This is a genomic window from Paucisalibacillus globulus DSM 18846, assembly GCF_000482485.1.
GTDB lineage: Bacteria > Bacillota > Bacilli > Bacillales > Amphibacillaceae > Ornithinibacillus > Ornithinibacillus globulus.
In genome coordinates this window covers 176,920-196,881 of the sequence record NZ_AXVK01000021.1, presented here as the reverse complement: position 1 = coordinate 196,881, position 19,962 = coordinate 176,920, and the positions used below count along the sequence as shown (strand labels likewise).

The following is a 19,962-nucleotide window of genomic DNA, read 5'->3' as shown; positions in this document are numbered from 1 at the left end:
TAATTTCATTGGTTTAGAAAAACTCGCATTCGCTCAGTCCCAAGCGAATGTGTTAGTTTTTCTTATGTCGGCGGAAAGTTTTTTATACTATTCTAACTACCAAGAAACGTATGATAAGAAGATAACTACAATTTGTTGTCTTCTTAATCCGCTCCAAACCTAGCCCAAAGTGCGTGGATACAATTGGTATAATTCCGATATATCTGTTAATTATATTCTACACTACAACATAAAAAAACTACACATCTAGAAGTGTAGTTTTCATACATAATATTATCGTTTCCCACTAATTGTCCCCATCAAGGACATTGGGGCATTCCTATCAACAAAGAATAATACCAAAGTCGATTCTTCCTTTGCATATATAGGCGGGAGTGGGCTTTCTAAATCCGTTACTGCTTCATATTTATTTATACTCCATTCACCAACCTGAATCTCGCCATTCATAACATATAAGAAGGGTTGAAGTTCTTGAGAATTAGGTATCACTAACTGTTCACCCTGTTTAGGATTGGCATCATAAATATACACACTTTGCCTAACATGAAGTGGCGCATCACTATCCTCTGGACCGACCATCAAATACCAATCGGCATTTTGTACTGGTTTCTCATGAAATTGGATATTCGGTTCCAAGTCTGTCTCCCTTGGTCGGACAAAGATTTGTAGCATCTCTACATGATCTTCTTTTACTTTTTCTTCATGCCAAAAGCTAGATCCGGCATTCATCATCATAAGATTTCCGGGAGTTATTGGCATTTCCAAACCTGCCGAGTCACGATGATACATTTTTCCATGAAGAACATAGCTCAATATCTCATCATTGACATGCTCATGCATCTTGATGGTTAGTCCTTTTTTCATCACAGCGTGGTCAATAATACTTAGTGGTCCAAACGCAGGATCTTCCCTATCATCGCCTAAGATATCCCCAGTTTGAACGCGGATTATGGAAAAAGGTCCTCTGAAAGGTTGTTTGTGTTTGTCATTAGAAAGTTTCCGTAACATTAGAAGCCTCCTAACTATATATCATTCGGTTATTATTTGCCTCTTTAACAGAGATGATTTCAGCTTTGGTTGCATTTGCTAAGTGGAACTTTTTCCTAGCTTCTGCAGGTGTTCGTGCAATTATGGTTCCAATTTGCTTTTCATCATTAATTAAAGCTTCAACAAAATATCGTTTTGCACCACATTTCATGACTTTCACCTCGTTCGTTCCTATTATCTCGTGAATGTATTTTAGGGTCAAAGGTTTGGATTCTTTCAAGGTAAGTAGGGGAAAACAGAATGTAGCTTTAACTCTAGATTTCCTTCACTATAAAGAAATCACTGAATTTTAACACTCACTTTAAAAAACCTCAATAAAATCATATACTTTTATATAATTCTGAATTAAAATAGAGTTAAATTAGTAGTATAAATTGTAAGTAATCCCATGTCAAACCTGCTTTTGCTTTTTTATAAGATAAATTTAAATCCCCGTTTATGTCAGCGATTTTGCTTTCTATAAAATTTCCTTTAGTCCATGCAAAGGCTGAGCTTATCTTCATTTTATTATGCCGGTCTTTACGATGTTCAATATAGTCACGGTAGCCTTCCACGATAGCATTAACAATTATTCTACTATCATTTGAATTAAATTTATACTGTTCCAAGTATATCCCCCCTATAATTTCTCAAGCTCTATTGCCTAATAAAAGTAAAGGAACCCGTAGAACATACCTTCATGAACTTTCTAAAATAAATAAAAACCTTGATTTTACTTCTATTATTAATCTCGATACACCTTTAAATACCAATAAAAATACCGAACAACTTACTCTATTTGTAGCAGAGGAAAAAGTAAGAGATGTATTAAATCATTTTCAATCTACATATCAGGAATTTCACATTCTCACTTACAAAATTGATGAAGCTTATCAAATTTTAGGTATTATGCATTATTTACCTAATCCAGAAAATAATATAGCCTATGAAGTTGCAAACCTTTCAGAATATGTTTCTGGAGCAGAGTTAACTGATGAGGAACGTGAAGTTATTGCTCCAGACCAAGAAAGTGATATAATTGACCCTGCAGAATTTGATATAGGAATCTTCAAAGAAGAAGAAAGCATTTAGTTAAATTAGATAAGGAGGAGAGTTATGTTTATTGGTGAAAATTTGACCAATCTCCGTATCATGCATGGTTTTTCACGAAAACAACTCTCTGATACGTTGGGTGTAACAGAACAAGCAGTTTGGCAATATGAGAATAATTTTACTTCACCAAAGTTGAAAACTGTAAATGATTTAAAATCTATTTTTAAAGTTAAAAGTAAGTACTTTTATAAAAACGATGCACTTAGCCGATACTTAGAACGAGAGAATATACCTGTTATGAATATTGCATACCGTTCAAAAGTTATGAATGTGATTTCAAAAACCCAATCTGAGGCTAAACATGTTGAGTTTTTAGATAGCTTTGTTAACTATATTACAGCTAATATAGCATATCCATCACAAAAAATTATTCAACTAAGAGATAATGTTATTGATTACCTGAATTCTACAAATGATGATAGAGAGACACGAATAGCAAAAGTAGCCCAGTTGGCAAGATATGAATTAGGATTAAGCGATGATTCGAATGATGACCTAATGTTTCTAGTTGAAAAAAGTGGTGTATTTATATTTGAAAAGGCAATTGGCGAGGAGATAGACGCTTATAGTTTGTGGACAAAACAAGATCGACCTTTTATCATTTTAGGTAATTTAAAACGTTCTGCTGCTCGAAGGAACTTTGATTTAGCCCATGAACTTGGTCACTTATTGTTACACTATAGAGTTGAATTTACTAGACTAGATAAGAAAGAACATAAAGCAATCGAGAATGAAGCTAATCAGTTTGCAAGTTCATTTCTATTACCTGCTGATCCATTTAATACTGACATGGAAACTGTTATTCATGTAACAAATCCAGAAGCATATATCGATTTAAAAAAGAAATGGAAGACTTCAATACAAGTTTTGGGATATCGAGCAGCTAATCTAGGGATATTGGATGCTAAAAAGCACCGTAATTTTTACGCAGCACTTCATCGGAAAGGCTTTCTAACGATAGAACCTCTCGATGAAACAATTCCTATTCAAAAACCTCAAAAAGTCAAATCAATTATTGATTTAGTTTTCCAAAATAGGATAATTGATGTGCGTCAAATGATTGAATTCGATTGGATGGTAGAAATTGACTTCTTCCATAAAATTACTGGTCTTGATGAAAACTTCTTTTTAAATTACATGATTAAAGAACGAGACTTCGAGCTTCTAAATGTAAGCATATCCTCTTCTGATATACGTGATAAAAGCCTTTAATCTTTGCAACCTAATACTTGGATTATTAAGAAAAACTAGCTTATGTGCTAGTTTTTCTTATGTTGGTGGAAAGGTTTTTATACATCCATAACTATGAAACAAGGGATTTTCTTTTCTATCAGTCGCTTTTCAACTTATCAAAAAATCTATTTTCACATATAAAGAACCATTCTAACGTAAATTCAAAACGGATTCTTCACTATCAAACCCTCACCACTATCTCACATGCTCTACCTTTATCATATGTGCCTCACCAAATTTCCGCTCTGCCGCATGATAAGTAGGTCCAACCATATCATTATAAGAAAATCCATGCTCAATCGCAGTGGTGACGAAACTTTTTGCTAGATGCACTGCTTCTTTCACCACTTTTCCTTTTGCTAAGTATGCACAAATAGCTGCTGAATACGTACATCCTGCTCCACTTGTATTTACTGTATCAATTCGTGGTGCTTCAAATGTCGTTATTGTTTTTCCATCATATAATACATCCACGGCAGGACCACTTAATCTGCCACCTTTGACAAGGACATGTTTTGCTCCTAACTCATACAAATCAATTGCCGCTTGTTTTAATTCCTCCACATTTGTAATGGAACGGTCATCTAATAAAAAGGATGCCTCTGGAATATTTGGTGTAATTATCGTCGCTAACGGAATAAGCTTTTCCTTTAATGCGACGATGGCATCCTCAGCTAATAGTTTCGAATCCAGCTTACCGACCATAACCGGATCAACGACAATTTGCTTAATAGATGATTCCCGGATAAGATTGGCAACTGTTTCAATAACTTCGGTGGAAAATAACATTCCTGTTTTCAATGCATCCGCCCCAACCTGCTTCATTGCTGTATCAAATTGAGCCTCAATCGCTTCTAATGTCATTGGATGCACATTTTTATCCGTTTTCGGATGTCGACCAACAATAGCCGTAACAACACTCATCCCATACACATCTAGTTCTTGAAAAGTTTTCAAATCCGCTTGAATCCCTGCACTTCCACCTGACGCAGATCCTGCAATAGTTAATACTCTTGATGGATAACTCATAATTTGGACTCCCCTTCTTAGTGTTAATTAGTGCCTGTCACTTCCCGGTTTTTGTCATATTTTGTCGAAGGAAAATCTTTTTCCGATTTATTAGCTAAACAGGACTTTTTTATAACAACTGTGATGATATAACCCTCTAAGCATTCGACAAAATCCGAGTTTTTTCGGGAAGTGACAGGCACCCTATCAAATTCCTAGTTCCCTCATTTTCAGGTTTATTTTTTCTACTCTATTTTCTAGATTCTTTCTTGCGAATTTCGAAGTTTTTGTTTCGTTCACTATTATGCCATCTTTCATAAACAGAATGCGTTCTGCCCTTGCAGCAACTTTTGCATCGTGGGTTACCAGCATTATTGCTGTGCCATCATCTTCATTGATTTCAGATAAAATGTTCATTATCTCATCGGCTGATTTTGAGTTGAGCGCACCTGTTGGTTCGTCTCCAAAAAGGATTTTGGGCTCGTTCATTAGTGCTCTGCATATACCTGCACGTTGTAGTTGACCCCCAGAAACCTGTGTGATATCACGCTTTTCAAAATCACCAATCCCTACTCTTTTCATAAGCTTTCTTGCCTTTTCCGAAATAGCAGTCGTGTTTTTTCGATTATCTCTCACAGTTGGCAGAATAATATTATCAAGGAGGTTAAGATTTTTCAGCATGGTTGGTTGTTGAAATACAAATCCCATTTTTGTACGTCTTATATCGGAAAGTTCCTTCTCACCAAGGTCAGATAATTTCACCCCATCAAAAGCAACCTTTCCACTATCAATACGATCCATTCCACTTAGCGCAAACATCAATGTCGTTTTCCCCGAACCTGATGGCCCCATAACTGCAACAAACTCGCCCTCATTAATTTCCACGGAAACCCTATCTAGAACTTTATGCCTTTCCTTCCCCTCCCCAAAGGATTTCACTATTTGTTCACCGATAATAATTTTATTCATAAGTGACTACTCCTTTATATTTTCGGATATTTTTATTTTTTCTACACTCGATGTGCCAATTATTGTAGCAATCAATACTGCGCTTATCATCATAAGCGGACTGAATAAATAAGCTGATAATGGGTCGACCGTAAAATTAAATGTCGAGGCACCAAATGATGAAATGATCGACCGTGCAAGCATCTCTCCAACCGTATTTGCTAAAAGAGTACCAACAATAACCCCAATTATTAACACAAAGACGGATCGCGAAACATACTGCACCCTAATATCCATATTCGTAAATCCGAGCGCCTTCATGACCGCAATGGAATACCTGTCCTTTGCAACTAGCATTTTCATGAATAATAATGTCACCAATATTGTTATTACTAGTGCAATAGCAATGGACACATAAGAAGCCGTCTTGATAGAGCTTATTGTCGAACCAAAAGTTTGTGAAACATATTCGTCAATATCTGATGTCTTTGCGAAATCAAATTCATCTGCATACATCGATGCTTTGCCGCTAACTAGTGATTTATCCGATAGTTCAACAGAGATTATCGTCCATATACTATTCGTCGAATTATCATGGAAGACACCCTTTGCCGTCTTGCCTCCATTTGTAACGTCAGAGTATATTCCAGTTACGGTAAAATCTTCCTCATCTCCACCTATCTCTAGCGTAATCATGTCACCGACCTTCTTACCCATCTCACTAGCGTTTATATCTGAAAGTGCAAGTTCATCCTCACTAGCAGGAGCACGCCCCTCTGAATACGCAATTGGAAATATGGAATGATCACCCAGTTCAATCTTTATATTTTCCTCTGATTCATTATTCATTTTTACCTTAAACGTCTTTGTTGTCATCACCACATATTTTGAAACATCATGGTCACTGTCAATCACGTTTACAATCTGATCCGTTTGATCTGGATTATTAGATTGGATATGTAAATCGTAATGACCAATCCCCATGTATTGGATGAAGCTCTTAGAAGAAATCGTGTTAGAAAGGTTCTGTGGAACAATAATGATAAATACAGAGATTACTAATACTACTAAACTAGTGACATACAGCTTTTTTCTTGCTAAAACATCTTTCACCCCTAGAAAAACATTCGTGCTTAATAGTTTTCTTCTACTAAGAGTTAGCCGATTAACATGAGCCCGTTTCTCCTGAGACGTGCCAAATCGTATAGCTTCCACAACAGATATTTTTCGAAACCGTTTCAACACGCTACTGACATAGGTCATGATTACAAGGAATACAAGCAGTATACCAAGCACCCCAAATAGTAAACCATACGACGAATTTTCACTTTCCCCCATAAACAGTCGGATATTTTCAAGTAGTACGCCTTTAAATATAATGGAGAGAATAAATCCAAGAATACTCCCTATAGCAGCAATCAAAGCGTATTTTGCAAGATAAATCTTCTTTATATCAGAAAGACGCAACCCTATTGCTTTCATCACACCAATTTCGCGATAATCATCTTCAATTTTTGCAAGAAGCGTAAAGCGTATGCTCATCAATGCTATTACCACAACAAGACCACTTACAAGAAGAATAACTGCAATCAGCATCCCATCAGAAATAGCATTCATTGTCTTGAATAGGGCATAGGTTACAGTTGGCCCATTCGCTTCCATTCCAACAGATGCATACATTGTTTCAAATTCTCCTATCAAAGAGTAATCCTTTAATCTAAACTCGATCAAATACTCGATTTCCCCATGGCCCAGTAATTCAGCATAATCATTGTTACTAACTAGAAATCGCTTGGATGAGGAGAGTGAGGAATTCATAGTTGAATCACGGAGAAATCCCGCTACGATAAATTCCTTTCCACTTATAACTGCCACGTCACCAACCTTTGTCGTATTGTCTTTCATATACGTCACTGGAACATAGACTTCCCCATCAGATACATTGATGATCCTACCGTTTAAATCAAGTAGATAATCGAATTTTTTGTTTTGTACACTGAGGCCATGATCTTGAACACTATGTGCAAGGGAATTATTTCCCAAAGTGATTTGAGCACCATCCATGTTAAGAAATTCAACCACTTGAAATTCATCTACATTACGATTTTCTTCTGCAAAATCTACTAGTCTCTCTCGATCAATCTCCCCAGAATGCATCTGCATAAAATGAGGAGTTTTAGCTTGTGTCATGAGGTTATCTAACGCCCCAGAAAGATTGACTACAAGTATTGCCGCTAATGATACGAGCATAGCGGCAGCAGCAACAAATATCATTGTAATAACTGTTATGAACTTACTCTTCAACATATCATTACGGATAATTCTGTTATACATAATTCACCTCCGCTTTTAGAAAATAAATCTACTTTTTACTCCTCGTTACCAAATATCTGAATAACTTCCATAAGACTCCCGCTTTCTGCACCAAGAATCCTTTCCGTATTAAAAATAAATGCCTCCATCCGTCTAATCCGCTCCTCATTTGTCATTTCCACCAAATTATCGTCAAAAATAGTATTCGTATACGTGATTAGCATTTCCATACACTCGTAAGGATACGGTGTATGAAACACCCCTTGTTCAACTCCCTCTTGAATTATTTCCGCCATGATTGGAGTCACTTCATTAATAATCATCTTTTGTATTTTCTGATGCATCAACGCATTTTGTGGTTTATGAATATGATCCATAATTTCTTCGCTACTTCCGCCACTTAAATTCAGTGATAGAACAACACGAACAATTCGTTCAATTATTGGAATATCCTTGTCTGCAGCAATTCGGTTTGCACCCCCTAGAAGCTGATTGCTATACCGTTCAATCAATGCATCCATCAGATCTTCTTTTGACTTGAAGTAATAGTATAATGTACCTCTCGCAATACCGACCTTATCAAGAATATCTGTTGTAGTAGTACCATCAAATCCTTTCTGACTGAAAAGCTCATCCACTGCATCAAGTATTTCATTTCTTCGTTCTTCCGGCTTTTTTACAACTCGCATATTCATTACACCTCCTCACCGACCGACTGTCTGTCGATAATAGAATAACACATAAGTTTATTTAATTTACAGATTTATTGTAAAATTTTTGTAAATTTTTTTGAAAGACAGATTAAATTAACGGATCTTCTGACTTCCAAACCGATCGGTGCAAAAGATCCGTATAAAAATTGTTATTATGTATTACCCATTAAACTAATTCAACACAAAATCTTCTTTCTTCCTCCACTACATTAAACCCAACGGACTGATACACACTTAATGCTTTTTCATTCTCTGTATCAACCATCAATTGTGCTTTATCTAGCCCAACATCTTTTAGATAGATAAGAGCAGTGGTTAGAAGGAATTTTGCAATTCCTTGTTTTCTCCATGCTTTCTTAACAAATACATCCTCGATAACACCAATTTCATCCTCTTGCCATACAAGCGCACAGGCAACAATACTACCATTTTCCCATACAGGTATGGCCGTCCAAGAAGAATTGCTTTTATATTCACGTAATCGTTTAAGTCCCAGTGCAGAATCAGGCCATATTTCACACTCTGCCTCTAAATAAAGCTTTTCTTCTTCTAAACTATCCATCTTCCAAAAGTCTGATTTCAACTTAGAATGAGGTAAGACAACAGGATTGATTGGTTGATGCAAATCTCTTTCCATTGTATACAAGGTTTCTAACTGACGAAAACCTTTCTCTTCTAAAAAGTAGCGATTGTTATTTACTTCCGTTCCGAAATTTCCTACACAAAGATTGGTTCGGTAATTAGCTGAAAGTTGCTGTTTCAGCTCTAAGGCACGGCCATATAATGATTCATACAGCCTGTTCAGTAAATCAAAATCTAACTCCCTATCAGGCAAGGTCTTTAAATTCAAATAAATACTATGTCTACTCTCTTCCGGGTGTCCATCTGAAATACTATTAATAATCTCTACCTGGCCTTTAGCAACCATTCTTCCTTTTTCAAAAGCACAAAACACATTATCCCAATTCTGCTCCGGGCCAACCCACCAAAACACAACCTTTCTATCTCTCGTAACTGCTTGGTAGAAGTCACCTAACAATGGCATATCCTCTTTTTTAAAATTTCTAATTTCAAATTGCATATTGTATTGTTTTCCCCCTAGAAAGAACATTACATTCCTTAATTCTATTTTAGTTACATTGATTTTTGCATAATATTCCGACATATGCAATAAAAGGCTACAATAACTTTTTAAAAAAGTTGTTTCACATCGTTTTGGAGGAACTGTCTCTCCATCTTCAACTGAAAAATAATAAAAGGGAAGGCTAACATAAGCCTTCCCTCCCTTACTATAATGAATCCACGTATTTCTCTAATTCTTCTTCAGTTTGTGGTACTTCCACTTCACCATTAAGGACCTTTTCTTCCCATTCTTTCACAGTAGAAATAATCTCTTCTGTCATTGCTTCTTCATTGGTATTAGCGATTAATATAGCATTTTCTTCAATACCATATTCTAGTACCTCTCCAGCAGGGAATTTTCCATCCATACCTCGATTAATAAGATCTTGTACTGCAACATCAACACGTTTGACCATGGAAGTTAATGTAATGTTATGATCCCCAATTTGACCTTCTTCGTGCTGATCACGGTCTACACCGATTACCCAGATTTCACTGTCAGGGTCATTTTGCTTCATATCTTTTGCTTGGTTAAATACACCATTTCCTGTTCCACCAGATGCATGATAAATCACATCTACACCATTATCATACATATTAGCTGCGATAATTTTACCTCTTGCTGGATCTGTGAAAGATTCCGCATATTGAACGTCCACTTCAATGTCAGCATTCACAGATTTAACACCTGCAATAAATCCAGATTCAAATTTAGTGATTAAAGGAGATTTAATTCCACCAACAAACCCAACTTTATTTGTTTTAGTTTTCAAAGCAGCTGCCACTCCTACAAGGAATGAACCTTGATGTTCTTTAAACGTAATACTAGTAGCATTCGGAGCATCAACCACTTCATCAACAATAGCAAAATTATTATCTGGATATTGTTCTGCAGCTAGTTGAAGATCTTCTTTTAATTTAAAACCAACACCAAAAATTAGATCATATTCATCACGAACAAAACGAGTTATATTCGGCATGTATTCCGCTTTATCATTTGACTGTGCATAATCAAATCCTTCACCTTTAGATAAGCCAATAGCTTCTCCCCATGCTTGGATACCTTCCCAAGCTGATTGGTTGAATGATTTATCATCTACGCCACCTTCATCTGTAACCATAGCAACTTTATAGTCTGCAGAAGCTTCTCCATTTTTAGAAGCGGAATCGTTATTACCTTTATCCTTATTCTCTTCATCTGTTGCTCCACCACATGCTGCTAAAATCATCCCTATTGAAAGAAGTAAAACGAACAGTAATCCAAAACGATTTTTCATATTTTTTTCCTCCTCATTCTTTCGTAAACCATATAATTATATTTTCTCTTATCTTTTCTAAAAAATTCAAAATAGGCACTATCATTTCTCATTATTGTTCAACGCAAAAAGCCGATTACACTCCCCCTACTCCTCTTGATGTATTCACTTTTTCATATAAACTTAGAAAAACTCACATTCGCTCATTATTTAACGAATGCGTTAGTTTTTCTATACGTGCGGAAAGTGTTTATACTTTCCTATCTACCTACAGAAAAAAGCTCGAAACACATGCCATGAAAAAGCATGTATTTCGAGCCTTGTTAGTTCGAAATCAGAAAACATCTAATAAATACAACACGACTTGTCGTCAATTTCTGCGAAAATCGATGTCTGACTCTTTACTATCAACTTGTATATCTGATAGTAAAATAGAAGTTATTCCGTACTTGCTTTCCATAGTCAGTTTATTTACGGTAAACTGGTAGATACTTGTAGGCCATATCCCCACTATTATATGAAAACGATGATTAAGTTCGCCTTTAGTATACCACCCAAGCGATATATTGCAAGAGAACAGAATGAAGAACTAAAATTCATTCTATTTAAAATTCCGTGAAAACCATTGATATCATTAAGTTTACGTAGAACAATTGGCTATTTAAGCTATCGTTTCATTGTTTTCTTTGATATTTTTCAGATATACCCATTATAGCAAAAACCGAACTTTTATAAAATTTTATAATTAAATATTCGCATTTTCATATTCTTATTATGAGCTGTTGGGCGCTATTTTAACAATAGTCCTATCCATAGAAAAAAGGAAACAGGGGTAATAGCCCCTTGTTTCCTAAGAGAGTTATAGTTCTGATATTGTTCTATTATTCACCATCAGCTGTTACTCGAATAATCGCAGCTGCACCTTTTTGAACGTGGTTGAATTGGTGGGTTACAATTGTATAGTCCCCCTCTTCAAATACTTCAAACTCAACAACCGCTCCTCCACTAGCTGGCAATTGGACGGTCTGCATCCCTTTTAGAACATTTTCTGGGTTTCCATCTAAATAGGTCACATCGAACTGTGCACCAACAACATGGAAGGAACTTACTTGGTTCGGTCCAACGTTGTTAACATAGAGACGAATTCGTTCTCCCACTTTTGCCTCTAAAGGCTCATCCTTTAATGTGAAAGTATCTCCGTTTGTATTACGATCTCCTTCTTTTAATGCTTTTGTAGAGAATACAACTTGGTTAGGAGTACCATCTGTAAAATCTTCTAAATCATTGTAGTTATACCATTCGTTTTGAATTAAAGCGAATTCTTTGTCAACCTGGTCATCCGTTGGGTAGCCGTCTTTTGGTTTAACAATGACGACACCATGCATTCCATTGGCGATATGAGATAGTGCCGGACCAGTAGCACAGTGGTACATAAACACCCCAGGTCTATTCGCTGTGAACGTGAAAGTTCCACTTTCATTCGGCTCTATATCGATAAAGTTCTTTGTTGGAGACGTTTCAACTGCGTGGAAATCCATGCTGTGTGGAATAGCAGGATCCAAGTTCTTTAGGGTGAAATTCATTGTATCCCCTTCATTTACAACAACTAATGGTCCAGGTGCTTCCCCATTAAATGTCCAAGCCTTATATATTTCACCTTTAGCAATTTCTATATCTGTAATTTGGGCAGTCATTTCAATATTTACTTCATGTTCACCAATCCTTTCAAACTTAATAGGGATTGGTTCCTGATTTAAATCTTCATGTGCCCCAATAACTTTTGTTTCTGTAGCTTTACTTTCTTCCGCACTTACTTTGTCATTCGATTTTTCTGAATCATCTGTAGTAGCAGTATCATCACCACAACCTGCTAAAAGCAATGCTAATCCAATTGCACCAACAAACATTGTCTTCTTCATTTTTCCCAATTCATTCACTCCCGTATTTTTTTATAATTCGGTATATTGTGGATGAAAGAGCGCTCTTCTTTTATCTACACGTACATTATATAAAATAAAGATGATTTTGTATGTGATTGGGTTCACAAGACTATGTCACAGTAGGTGGGTTTTATTTGAAACTTCAGAAACCGCTGAAATCGTTGGTACTAAAGGGGTTAAGCAAGTAAAAGGGAAAGTTTTATCTCCGTTTTGATATTGGTCACATTCGTACATATTCGTGAACGGATGATTTTTGGTGTTGAACTAGGGCTGTTCCTCATTATGTATATTTGGCAATAAGCACTATCAACTTGTTATACTTGTAGTATGTTATTCAAATTAGTTAGAAAGTGGTGTAAAAAATGATTGTAATGTATAAGAACTTTCGTGGTGACATGTATTATTTACATAGTCGGCTTACTAAAAAGGGAAATACTACTTATCACTTTGCTAAAAAGAGTGCAGGAGCAGACGTCCGAGAAATTCCAGAGGGTTATGAAATCTATGAAGATCCAAATGGTAAAGTTTATTTACGAAAGATCCTTAAACAATTGATTAATGATAACGAAATCAAAACCATTGAAACAGCTATGGAAAAACATTGCCCAATTAAGGATTTTAAAATAGATGTCAAAAAGGAATATATCTATATTTACACCGTATCGACACCAATAGACGAATTACAAAATCTTACACCATTTACATCTGGTGTAAACTTTGATAAATATAAAGACTATGAGACCATGCTGCGCTTTACACTAATTGATATACAGAACCGAATCTTTGCCGTTGAACGTTTTTGTTTTTTAGGCGGTATTGAGGATTGGATAGATTTAGATAGCTCAGAAAATTTACAGAAGCTTGCCATGGACTATGTTCAACATATAGGACAGGATTCCTTTTTCGATCTTATATGAAATTTTCTATTAAAATTAAAGCCAAACATAGTTGAGGAGGAGAATCCACTCACATCCTGGCATGCTAACATAGGAATCTTAAATCGCAGAAAGACAATGGTACTAGTGAACGATAAGAATCGATACGTGATTGTTTTACATGGATTAAAAGCAAAGGAATTTAAAAGTCTAGATAAAATCGTTGTCCAAGCGATTCAGAACGCATTCGAACATGAGGGTATACAGAATGAAGTAATCGATCAGTTTCTTCAATCTGCCGAAGAGATTACTTATACGAAAACGTCTGATAGAAAATTAGTGGCAAGGATGAACAGAGCATGTGAAACATTGTATTATCTTGGAGAATTACTGGACCCTGACACAATCTATCAACCTACCCTAAGCCTCCATCTTAGCCGGGATTTAGTTGGTGATGGAAATAAAAGTTACTTCCATCCTAATGAAGTGATGTATAAGGACCTGGAGGAATTAATAGGTATCCCGGTGTTCCAATCAACTGCTCTAGAGATGAAAATAACATTGCGTCTTCAAAATAGGAAAATATACCGGAAATTAATTGTTCCGATAAATATCACCTTCAGTCAATTACATGATGTGATTCAGACCGCATTTGGTTGGGAGAATTATCACCTACATGAGTTCTATATTTTTGATAATAAAAAATCTAACCTTCCACTTAATCCTAACCATCCAGCATTTAACGAGGAAGGGTATAAACCAATTGCTAATCTTGTATGTGATCAGGAGGCATTTAACTATGGGGACGGTAATATCCTGAAAAAAATGGACCATACAGTAAAGCTTTCCGAATACATGCCAGCTAACGTAACCTATATTTATGATTTTGGTGATAGTTGGATACATGATATTCAGGTAGAACGCGTGATTGAGGATTATGATAAGAATTACCCTATCTGCGTTGATGGAGAAGGAAATACACCACCCGAGGATGTAGGTGGAGAAGGTGGATATGAAGTCTTTCTTGAAATTATGGCTGACCAGAATCATCCAGATTACGGGTATATGAAAGCTTGGAGTAAACAGCAAGGTTATAAGGATTTTGATATAGAGATGGTTAATAGATGGTTGAAGTAGTTGATTGTTCGAAATCCATCAAATAATGGTTTCCTCTTCCCAAATCGGAATAATCAATCTTTTCGTTTACCAAATAACATTTCGTGTTATAATGAACATAGAAACACAAATGGAACATAAAATAATAAAGACCGAAGATACAGTCATATCCTCGGTCAGCAATGAATCGCTTCCCCTTTAAGAGGGGTCAGCGCAGGTAAGGAATAGACCTCACACTAGGCTGCAATCCGTAGGGAGGTCTATTTTTTTTGGTCTATGATTATCACAACAAGTGTTGCAAAGGCTATCATTAAAACCAAAGTCTCATATAAAGACATGGGCAACACCCCCTTCCGTTATAGCATATCGCATGACACTACAACGACGAGAATGCGCCGACCCCCCTTGGGAAATCACGATTATTGCATGTCCCAATTATACCATTATCCACCTGAGTATTGTTGATTATTCAGAATTTTTAATCACTTAAAATCTATCAATACTAGAAATAAGTTCACGGATTCGAAAAGGTTTGGTAATATAATCATCTGCGCCCATGTCCAGCCCCATAACAACATTTACTTCGGTCGTCAAAAGCCGTTAAGAAGAATACTGGAATATCATGGTTTTTTTTCACTAGCTCACATAGCTCATACCCACTACTATCTGGTAAGTTCAAGTCAAATAGGCATAAATCAATTTCGTTTATTTTTTGATGAATGACTTCGGTTGCAGAAGTTGCATTATGACAAAGGATGATTTCAAAGTCTTCTTGCTTCAAGGAATACTCTAAACCTGATGCAATGGTTCGGTCATCTTCGACTAATAAGATATTCATTCTCTTCACCCTAACATTTGGTTATTCTTTTATATTATGGGAAGGGTGGGATATCGTCAAAATATATTGATAAAAGGTGGATTAAATTTATGACAAATGTAACTACCAGAGAGGTTTATGTATCGTGATAATTGAAATAACAAGAAAAAAAGGGATGAAAAGTAGGACGATTTCTACTAATAGAGAAGTTTGTGTTTTAAATGAAGATTTTACTTATGTCCATCTTCATCTATGGATTCATTACACTTATATCCTTAATTTCGATTGCTAACATTTTCAATACGATTTCAACTAGCATTAGCTTGCGAAAACGTGAATTTTCAATAAGGTGTGTATGAAATTCAGATAATTTCGGGCTTGTAAAACCAATGCTAAACGCTGGGACATTATCAATTGTAAAATGTGCAAATGTATCATCTTCAGTAGGAACTAAGATAAGTAAAAAAGGTCCCTCATTTACTTTTATAATGGCAAACGGATCCTCGGTAATGGTTAATAATTGAAGCCCTAATATATTTTGTTTTTGCTCAAACGACCATCCCATTCCTATCTATGATTTCATTAGTAATTCATAAATGAAATTATTTTTCACCCACTAGTTGAATTTTTAAACCCTTTTAATTTTCCTTTTATAATCTAGGTGAAGCCAACAAATTAAAAAGAGTAAAAATATCGTAAGTGAAAATGGTATCAACCATAAATTTTCACCATTAAGATACAGCCCTAATAACATAACTACGATTGTAGTCACTGGTGCCATTACATAATAGGCTTTAGCATTATAAAACCAACCATAAGGAAAAAAGTGAGCTCCTGTTATAATCGCAAAAAAAATGATAGCATCATTTGGACTTTTTATAATTCCCCAAAATAGTATAGGAAAATAGATAATCTGAGCCAAATTTAAATATAAGCCTAGATTACCAAATGGATTATTTTCAAGTTTCCAATCAGCCTTTATTAAAGTAGAAATTCCAACGGATAATGGGAACATTAAACCTGCTGAAACTAACATATAGATGTTTTTCTGTTGCATTTCTATTGACTGTAAAAATACTATTGTAATTATCGACCAAATTACAATACCTGAAAATAAAAAACCTACCCCGTTTTTCCCCCTGACTGATAGCTCATCTCTGACTTTGTTTACCTCCAAAACTTTTCACCCTCCCATTTATTTTAAAAATCCTGTCCACTAGTCACACAACTCCGCACTTCCCCACCAATTGTTCCATCACGGTTTACGAACACTCCAATCATTGGTTTTACCACCTCTTAAACATAATATTCCCAAGCCATAATTGAATCTTTGATTTTTAAAAAAGACTATCAATTGACGACCGCCTTGCTTCACTATTGAACCCTTTATTGCAATAAAAAGTTATTCTTTACCTTTACTTATGACCCAATTAGCAGCGTCTAAAAGGTTTTCAGCAACATAATCTGGTTCAATTTCTGCCCATTTATCCCTGTATTGATTAAGCGAACTATACCCCCATCCTGTAAGCACTAAAATCTTCATTGCTCCAACAGAATGAGCTGCCAACATATCAGTTGAACCAACGTCACCAATAAATACAGTTTTTGTTAAATCTTATTTATATTTTTTGGATGCTTCAAAAAGCATTCCAGGTTTTGGCTTATGACAATTGCAGTCATCATCCAAGCTATGAGGACAAATAAAGGCATCATCAAATTCATATGATTGAAATTCCTTGTAAAAATCATCGAGAGTAGCTTCACCTCTACTAATTCTATGTTGATTAGTACAGGCAAAAGTTTTAATATTATTATCCTTTAAAATTTGTAATGCAGCTCTACTGAAAGAATATGGAGAGAAATCTTTCGGATGGATAAAGTGTCCTGTACCACCAATAGTTCCATCACGGTCAACAAAAACTGCTTCAATATTCATTGGTATGGTATTCCCCCTTTTATTATCTCATCTTCTTCAACTAAGATGTTCAGCTACTATATTAACCCTACAACTCCGAGATATCATAATATTCAAAAAGTATTATTAAACATATAAAAAGGGCAATTCAGTTTGAAGACCGCCATGTTCAACTATTGCCCCCTTTAGCTTAATATATATTAAAAATTCGAGGTCTGATAATGTTGCATTCCGAATCATTTGCATATCCCCTCGCTATAATACAAATTTTTTTCACTAACCATACAGTTAGTAAATAATTCGACAAAAAAAGCGTTAATCCTTCTTGAAGTAGCGCTACCCATTAGTTAAATATTAATTTATAATAATGGAGGACTATCAGACGGACAAATTGATAAATTCTAGTTTAGTTCCTGCTTCTGCTTTCGAACGATAAATGGTAATTTTATCATAGGGTTTCAAGTCGTCTTGCCATGTTCCTACATTACTCAGAAAATCATTTAAGTTTTCAGAAATTATCAAGCACTCTAAATCCCTATTGATATAACAAATTGGTCGTGCGTCACTTTCCAAATCACTCTGTTGATAAACAGTTCCGATAAATCCACCCTTACTATCATTTGCCATAATATCTACATGTGGAACCGTAAAAAATTCTAAATGTGGAATATCATCATCAAAGATAAATTGTATATCATAATCGCTAGCATATTTTTGATACTCTTCATTTTTATCATGAGCACTCATAGGAAAAATTGTTGTTCCTGCTATTATAACTTCAGTATCTTCTAATTCTACATTTATGGCTGCTCCAGTTAATTCTGATCTATCTAGATAAACTTTTCGCATATAAACCCCCGTTTAATCTTATTTTAAAGTAAATGCTCATTACTATTGTGATTTCTTATTCAACTAACCTACCACATTTCTTCTCAATCTATTTTTATCTTACACCAGGATTTACTATTTTTAGATTATGAATTAGAAGGTTTTAAACTAATAGTACAATAAAAGGTTCCGTCAATTACTATGACGAAATCAATGTTGTTTACAAGTCTATTTAGCTAATTATTTGCCCTTTAATATTTGTTTTATTTAACAAGTTTATGAGTCTTTCCTTACAAACCCGAAAAACGACATTTCACCTTTTTCATTCTCTACAATACGATAAGGCTGAATCTGGTCAAAATATCTACGAACAAATTCCCCCTCTTCTACCGGATAGATTTCAATATGAAGATTTCCAGAGAATCTAGTAAAGTATAACTTGCCATTCAGGAATTCTACTTCAATCTTATCTTCCAAGTATGTTCCACAACACCTTTTAATCGTACTTATATCGAGTGGAATCTCTTTATAGTTTACTGGATCCTCTACATCAATATGATGGAGAATATCTGAAATTGCATTGCCCAATCTATACTGATTAATAGATTCATTATTTGAAAGAATAATAATACAAAGATCTTCATCAAAAAAATTCTGCATATAGGTACTAATCCCGAGGTGGTCTCCTCCATGGGAATACTTGTCTGTACCGTAGACATGATGATGCTCTAATCCATAGCAGTAATTATTTTTGTTCGATTTAAAAAACCTGGTATACCCTTTCTTAGACAGAAGTTTTCGGTCCCGCAAACAGGTATACCATTTATACAGATCCTCACTATTTGAAACGATGGCACCTGCACCAACATTAAATTTCTCATTATTTTAAAATTATCCATTTATAAGCTGCCATTGAAAACTATTTAACAGACTTATCGATGGAAAAAGTTTGATAATTTAATTGTAACAAAAATTACAAAAATTTTCTCTCATGATTTATAGAAGGGTTAAAAAGGATTATATTTTGAGGGGAGTTTGAAGATAATAGAAAAACATTTGTGTAAAATTAAGGAATGGACGTATGGTTTCATACTCATGAAGCCATACGTCCGTCCTTGTGTTTCTGTATCATTTTTATTACGCTTCGTATTTTGTAACTAATCCAACTAAAGCATCTACAGCAGATTGTAAGAAACCAACTGTATCTTGATTAGTAATTTTGCCATCTTCACCTAATAATTCATGAACATTCGCAATGTAAACTTCTGGTTGTTGTACTACTGGCATGTTCAAGAATGCTAATACTTGACGCAAGTGATGGTTTGCACCAAATCCACTTAGGTTACTTGGAGAATGACTGACAATAAGTGCTGGTTTGCCATTCCATACGTTAGAACCGTATGGACGAGATCCAACATCAAGTGCATTCTTTAGCGCTGCCGGTACAGAACGATTGTGTTCTGGAGTTACGAATACAACAGCATCGAGTGCCTTCACTGTTTCACGGAATGTCGTGTAAACTGCAGGAATATCTTCATCAGAATCCTGATTATATAAAGGTAGATTTCCAATTTCAATAAATTCTGCTTCGTAGCCTTCAGGTAATAATTCTACAATATTCTTTCCAAGCTGCTCCGAAAATGAATTCTTTCTAATACTTCCAACAACAATACCAACTTTTGGCATATGTAATCATCCTTTTCTTTTTGAATTTTACTTATATATCTATAGTAAGTTAC

Annotated in this window: 18 protein-coding genes, 4 pseudogenes and 1 riboswitch; of the genes and pseudogenes, 5 read left to right on the top strand and 17 right to left on the bottom strand. The window is 35.3% G+C overall.

Annotated elements, in window-relative coordinates:
- Nucleotides 1-273: 273 nt before the first annotated feature.
- From K332_RS0107225 to K332_RS0107215, 3 genes and pseudogenes are all read right to left on the bottom strand, one after another.
- On the bottom strand, nucleotides 274-1,008 hold the full coding sequence (locus K332_RS0107225) for a pirin family protein (RefSeq protein WP_026906841.1): 735 nt from the start codon (nucleotides 1,006-1,008) through the stop codon (nucleotides 274-276).
- Nucleotides 1,009-1,018: 10 nt separating this feature from the next.
- Complete coding sequence (locus tag K332_RS0107220; protein WP_026906840.1) at nucleotides 1,019-1,198, bottom strand: hypothetical protein; 180 nt, start codon at nucleotides 1,196-1,198, stop codon at nucleotides 1,019-1,021.
- A gap of 217 nt (nucleotides 1,199-1,415) precedes the next feature.
- Nucleotides 1,416-1,655: pseudogene (locus K332_RS0107215) on the bottom strand (spr1630 family ClpXP-sensitive toxin); the annotation flags it as partial.
- A gap of 31 nt (nucleotides 1,656-1,686) precedes the next feature.
- Between K332_RS0107215 and K332_RS22110 the strand changes: the two are divergent.
- Nucleotides 1,687-2,118, top strand: a complete 432-nt coding sequence (locus K332_RS22110) for a hypothetical protein (protein ID WP_051359378.1) — start codon at nucleotides 1,687-1,689, stop codon at nucleotides 2,116-2,118.
- A 24-nt stretch (nucleotides 2,119-2,142) separates the two neighbouring features.
- Nucleotides 2,143-3,351 (top strand): spr1629 family repressor/antitoxin, encoded by a 1,209-nt coding sequence (locus tag K332_RS0107205; protein WP_026906838.1) that lies wholly within the window; start codon nucleotides 2,143-2,145, stop codon nucleotides 3,349-3,351.
- Between the two features lie 216 nt (nucleotides 3,352-3,567).
- On the opposite strand, the gene thiD is transcribed toward K332_RS0107205, so the two are convergent.
- The 7 genes from thiD to K332_RS0107160 form a co-directional block, all read right to left on the bottom strand.
- Nucleotides 3,568-4,401, bottom strand: coding sequence for a bifunctional hydroxymethylpyrimidine kinase/phosphomethylpyrimidine kinase (gene thiD, locus K332_RS0107200; protein WP_026906837.1), 834 nt, complete (start codon nucleotides 4,399-4,401; stop codon nucleotides 3,568-3,570).
- A 186-nt stretch (nucleotides 4,402-4,587) separates the two neighbouring features.
- Nucleotides 4,588-5,349: an ABC transporter ATP-binding protein gene (locus tag K332_RS0107195; protein WP_026906836.1), complete on the bottom strand. Its 762-nt coding sequence runs from the start codon at nucleotides 5,347-5,349 to the stop codon at nucleotides 4,588-4,590.
- Nucleotides 5,350-5,355: 6 nt separating this feature from the next.
- A complete protein-coding gene (locus tag K332_RS0107190; RefSeq protein ID WP_026906835.1) occupies nucleotides 5,356-7,662 on the bottom strand; it encodes an ABC transporter permease in 2,307 nt (768 codons plus the stop codon).
- A gap of 35 nt (nucleotides 7,663-7,697) precedes the next feature.
- Nucleotides 7,698-8,330: a TetR/AcrR family transcriptional regulator gene (locus tag K332_RS0107185; protein ID WP_026906834.1), complete on the bottom strand. Its 633-nt coding sequence runs from the start codon at nucleotides 8,328-8,330 to the stop codon at nucleotides 7,698-7,700.
- 190 nt (nucleotides 8,331-8,520) lie between these two features.
- On the bottom strand, nucleotides 8,521-9,435 hold the full coding sequence (locus K332_RS0107180) for a GNAT family N-acetyltransferase (protein WP_036688305.1): 915 nt from the start codon (nucleotides 9,433-9,435) through the stop codon (nucleotides 8,521-8,523).
- 208 nt (nucleotides 9,436-9,643) lie between these two features.
- A complete protein-coding gene (locus K332_RS0107170; protein WP_026906832.1) occupies nucleotides 9,644-10,753 on the bottom strand; it encodes a BMP family lipoprotein in 1,110 nt (369 codons plus the stop codon).
- A 418-nt stretch (nucleotides 10,754-11,171) separates the two neighbouring features.
- Nucleotides 11,172-11,273: riboswitch (purine riboswitch) on the bottom strand.
- Between the two features lie 340 nt (nucleotides 11,274-11,613).
- On the bottom strand, nucleotides 11,614-12,651 hold the full coding sequence (locus K332_RS0107160) for a multicopper oxidase domain-containing protein (protein WP_026906831.1): 1,038 nt from the start codon (nucleotides 12,649-12,651) through the stop codon (nucleotides 11,614-11,616).
- Between the two features lie 383 nt (nucleotides 12,652-13,034).
- Between K332_RS0107160 and K332_RS0107155 the strand changes: the two genes are divergently transcribed.
- The 3 genes and pseudogenes from K332_RS0107155 to K332_RS24845 all read left to right on the top strand — a co-directional run bounded on the left by K332_RS0107155 (nucleotide 13,035) and on the right by K332_RS24845 (nucleotide 14,684).
- A complete protein-coding gene (locus tag K332_RS0107155; protein ID WP_026906830.1) occupies nucleotides 13,035-13,589 on the top strand; it encodes a hypothetical protein in 555 nt (184 codons plus the stop codon).
- Between the two features lie 21 nt (nucleotides 13,590-13,610).
- Nucleotides 13,611-14,021 (top strand): annotated as a pseudogene (locus K332_RS24850) (DUF6933 domain-containing protein); the annotation flags it as partial.
- Between the two features lie 15 nt (nucleotides 14,022-14,036).
- Complete coding sequence (locus tag K332_RS24845; protein WP_425414445.1) at nucleotides 14,037-14,684, top strand: plasmid pRiA4b ORF-3 family protein; 648 nt, start codon at nucleotides 14,037-14,039, stop codon at nucleotides 14,682-14,684.
- Between the two features lie 477 nt (nucleotides 14,685-15,161).
- On the opposite strand, the pseudogene K332_RS22100 reads toward K332_RS24845, so the two are convergent.
- From K332_RS22100 to K332_RS0107105, 7 genes and pseudogenes are all read right to left on the bottom strand, one after another.
- Nucleotides 15,162-15,501, bottom strand: a pseudogene (locus K332_RS22100) (response regulator transcription factor); the annotation flags it as partial.
- A gap of 229 nt (nucleotides 15,502-15,730) precedes the next feature.
- The gene (locus K332_RS24395) at nucleotides 15,731-16,045 is read right to left on the bottom strand and encodes a hypothetical protein (protein ID WP_245604639.1); all 315 of its coding nucleotides are present in this window, start codon (nucleotides 16,043-16,045) and stop codon (nucleotides 15,731-15,733) included.
- A gap of 63 nt (nucleotides 16,046-16,108) precedes the next feature.
- Nucleotides 16,109-16,657, bottom strand: a complete 549-nt coding sequence (locus K332_RS0107135) for a DUF7010 family protein (protein WP_026906829.1) — start codon at nucleotides 16,655-16,657, stop codon at nucleotides 16,109-16,111.
- 225 nt (nucleotides 16,658-16,882) lie between these two features.
- Nucleotides 16,883-17,416: pseudogene (locus K332_RS22090) on the bottom strand (HAD-IIIA family hydrolase).
- Nucleotides 17,417-17,773: 357 nt separating this feature from the next.
- Complete coding sequence (locus K332_RS22085) at nucleotides 17,774-18,244, bottom strand: hypothetical protein (RefSeq protein WP_051359376.1); 471 nt, start codon at nucleotides 18,242-18,244, stop codon at nucleotides 17,774-17,776.
- 255 nt (nucleotides 18,245-18,499) lie between these two features.
- The gene (locus K332_RS24390) at nucleotides 18,500-18,883 is read right to left on the bottom strand and encodes a hypothetical protein (protein ID WP_026906828.1); all 384 of its coding nucleotides are present in this window, start codon (nucleotides 18,881-18,883) and stop codon (nucleotides 18,500-18,502) included.
- Between the two features lie 477 nt (nucleotides 18,884-19,360).
- Nucleotides 19,361-19,909 (bottom strand): NADPH-dependent FMN reductase, encoded by a 549-nt coding sequence (locus K332_RS0107105; RefSeq protein WP_026906827.1) that lies wholly within the window; start codon nucleotides 19,907-19,909, stop codon nucleotides 19,361-19,363.
- Between the last annotated feature and the right edge of the window lie 53 nt (nucleotides 19,910-19,962).

What these genes read in the sequence shown, in the direction of transcription:
- K332_RS0107225 (WP_026906841.1), bottom strand. Translation starts at nt 1,008, where the DNA reads ATGTTACGGAAACTTTCTAATGACAAACACAAACAACCTTTCAGAGGA.
- K332_RS0107220 (WP_026906840.1), bottom strand. Translation starts at nt 1,198, where the DNA reads ATGAAATGTGGTGCAAAACGATATTTTGTTGAAGCTTTAATTAATGAT.
- K332_RS0107205 (WP_026906838.1), top strand. Translation starts at nt 2,143, where the DNA reads ATGTTTATTGGTGAAAATTTGACCAATCTCCGTATCATGCATGGTTTT.
- thiD (WP_026906837.1), bottom strand. Translation starts at nt 4,401, where the DNA reads ATGAGTTATCCATCAAGAGTATTAACTATTGCAGGATCTGCGTCAGGT.
- K332_RS0107195 (WP_026906836.1), bottom strand. Translation starts at nt 5,349, where the DNA reads ATGAATAAAATTATTATCGGTGAACAAATAGTGAAATCCTTTGGGGAG.
- K332_RS0107190 (WP_026906835.1), bottom strand. Translation starts at nt 7,662, where the DNA reads ATGTATAACAGAATTATCCGTAATGATATGTTGAAGAGTAAGTTCATA.
- K332_RS0107185 (WP_026906834.1), bottom strand. Translation starts at nt 8,330, where the DNA reads ATGCGAGTTGTAAAAAAGCCGGAAGAACGAAGAAATGAAATACTTGAT.
- K332_RS0107180 (WP_036688305.1), bottom strand. Translation starts at nt 9,435, where the DNA reads ATGCAATTTGAAATTAGAAATTTTAAAAAAGAGGATATGCCATTGTTA.
- K332_RS0107170 (WP_026906832.1), bottom strand. Translation starts at nt 10,753, where the DNA reads ATGAAAAATCGTTTTGGATTACTGTTCGTTTTACTTCTTTCAATAGGG.
- K332_RS0107160 (WP_026906831.1), bottom strand. Translation starts at nt 12,651, where the DNA reads ATGAAGAAGACAATGTTTGTTGGTGCAATTGGATTAGCATTGCTTTTA.
- K332_RS0107155 (WP_026906830.1), top strand. Translation starts at nt 13,035, where the DNA reads ATGATTGTAATGTATAAGAACTTTCGTGGTGACATGTATTATTTACAT.
- K332_RS24845 (WP_425414445.1), top strand. Translation starts at nt 14,037, where the DNA reads ATGTATAAGGACCTGGAGGAATTAATAGGTATCCCGGTGTTCCAATCA.
- K332_RS24395 (WP_245604639.1), bottom strand. Translation starts at nt 16,045, where the DNA reads ATGGGATGGTCGTTTGAGCAAAAACAAAATATATTAGGGCTTCAATTA.
- K332_RS22085 (WP_051359376.1), bottom strand. Translation starts at nt 18,244, where the DNA reads ATGCGAAAAGTTTATCTAGATAGATCAGAATTAACTGGAGCAGCCATA.
- K332_RS24390 (WP_026906828.1), bottom strand. Translation starts at nt 18,883, where the DNA reads ATGCAGAATTTTTTTGATGAAGATCTTTGTATTATTATTCTTTCAAAT.
- K332_RS0107105 (WP_026906827.1), bottom strand. Translation starts at nt 19,909, where the DNA reads ATGCCAAAAGTTGGTATTGTTGTTGGAAGTATTAGAAAGAATTCATTT.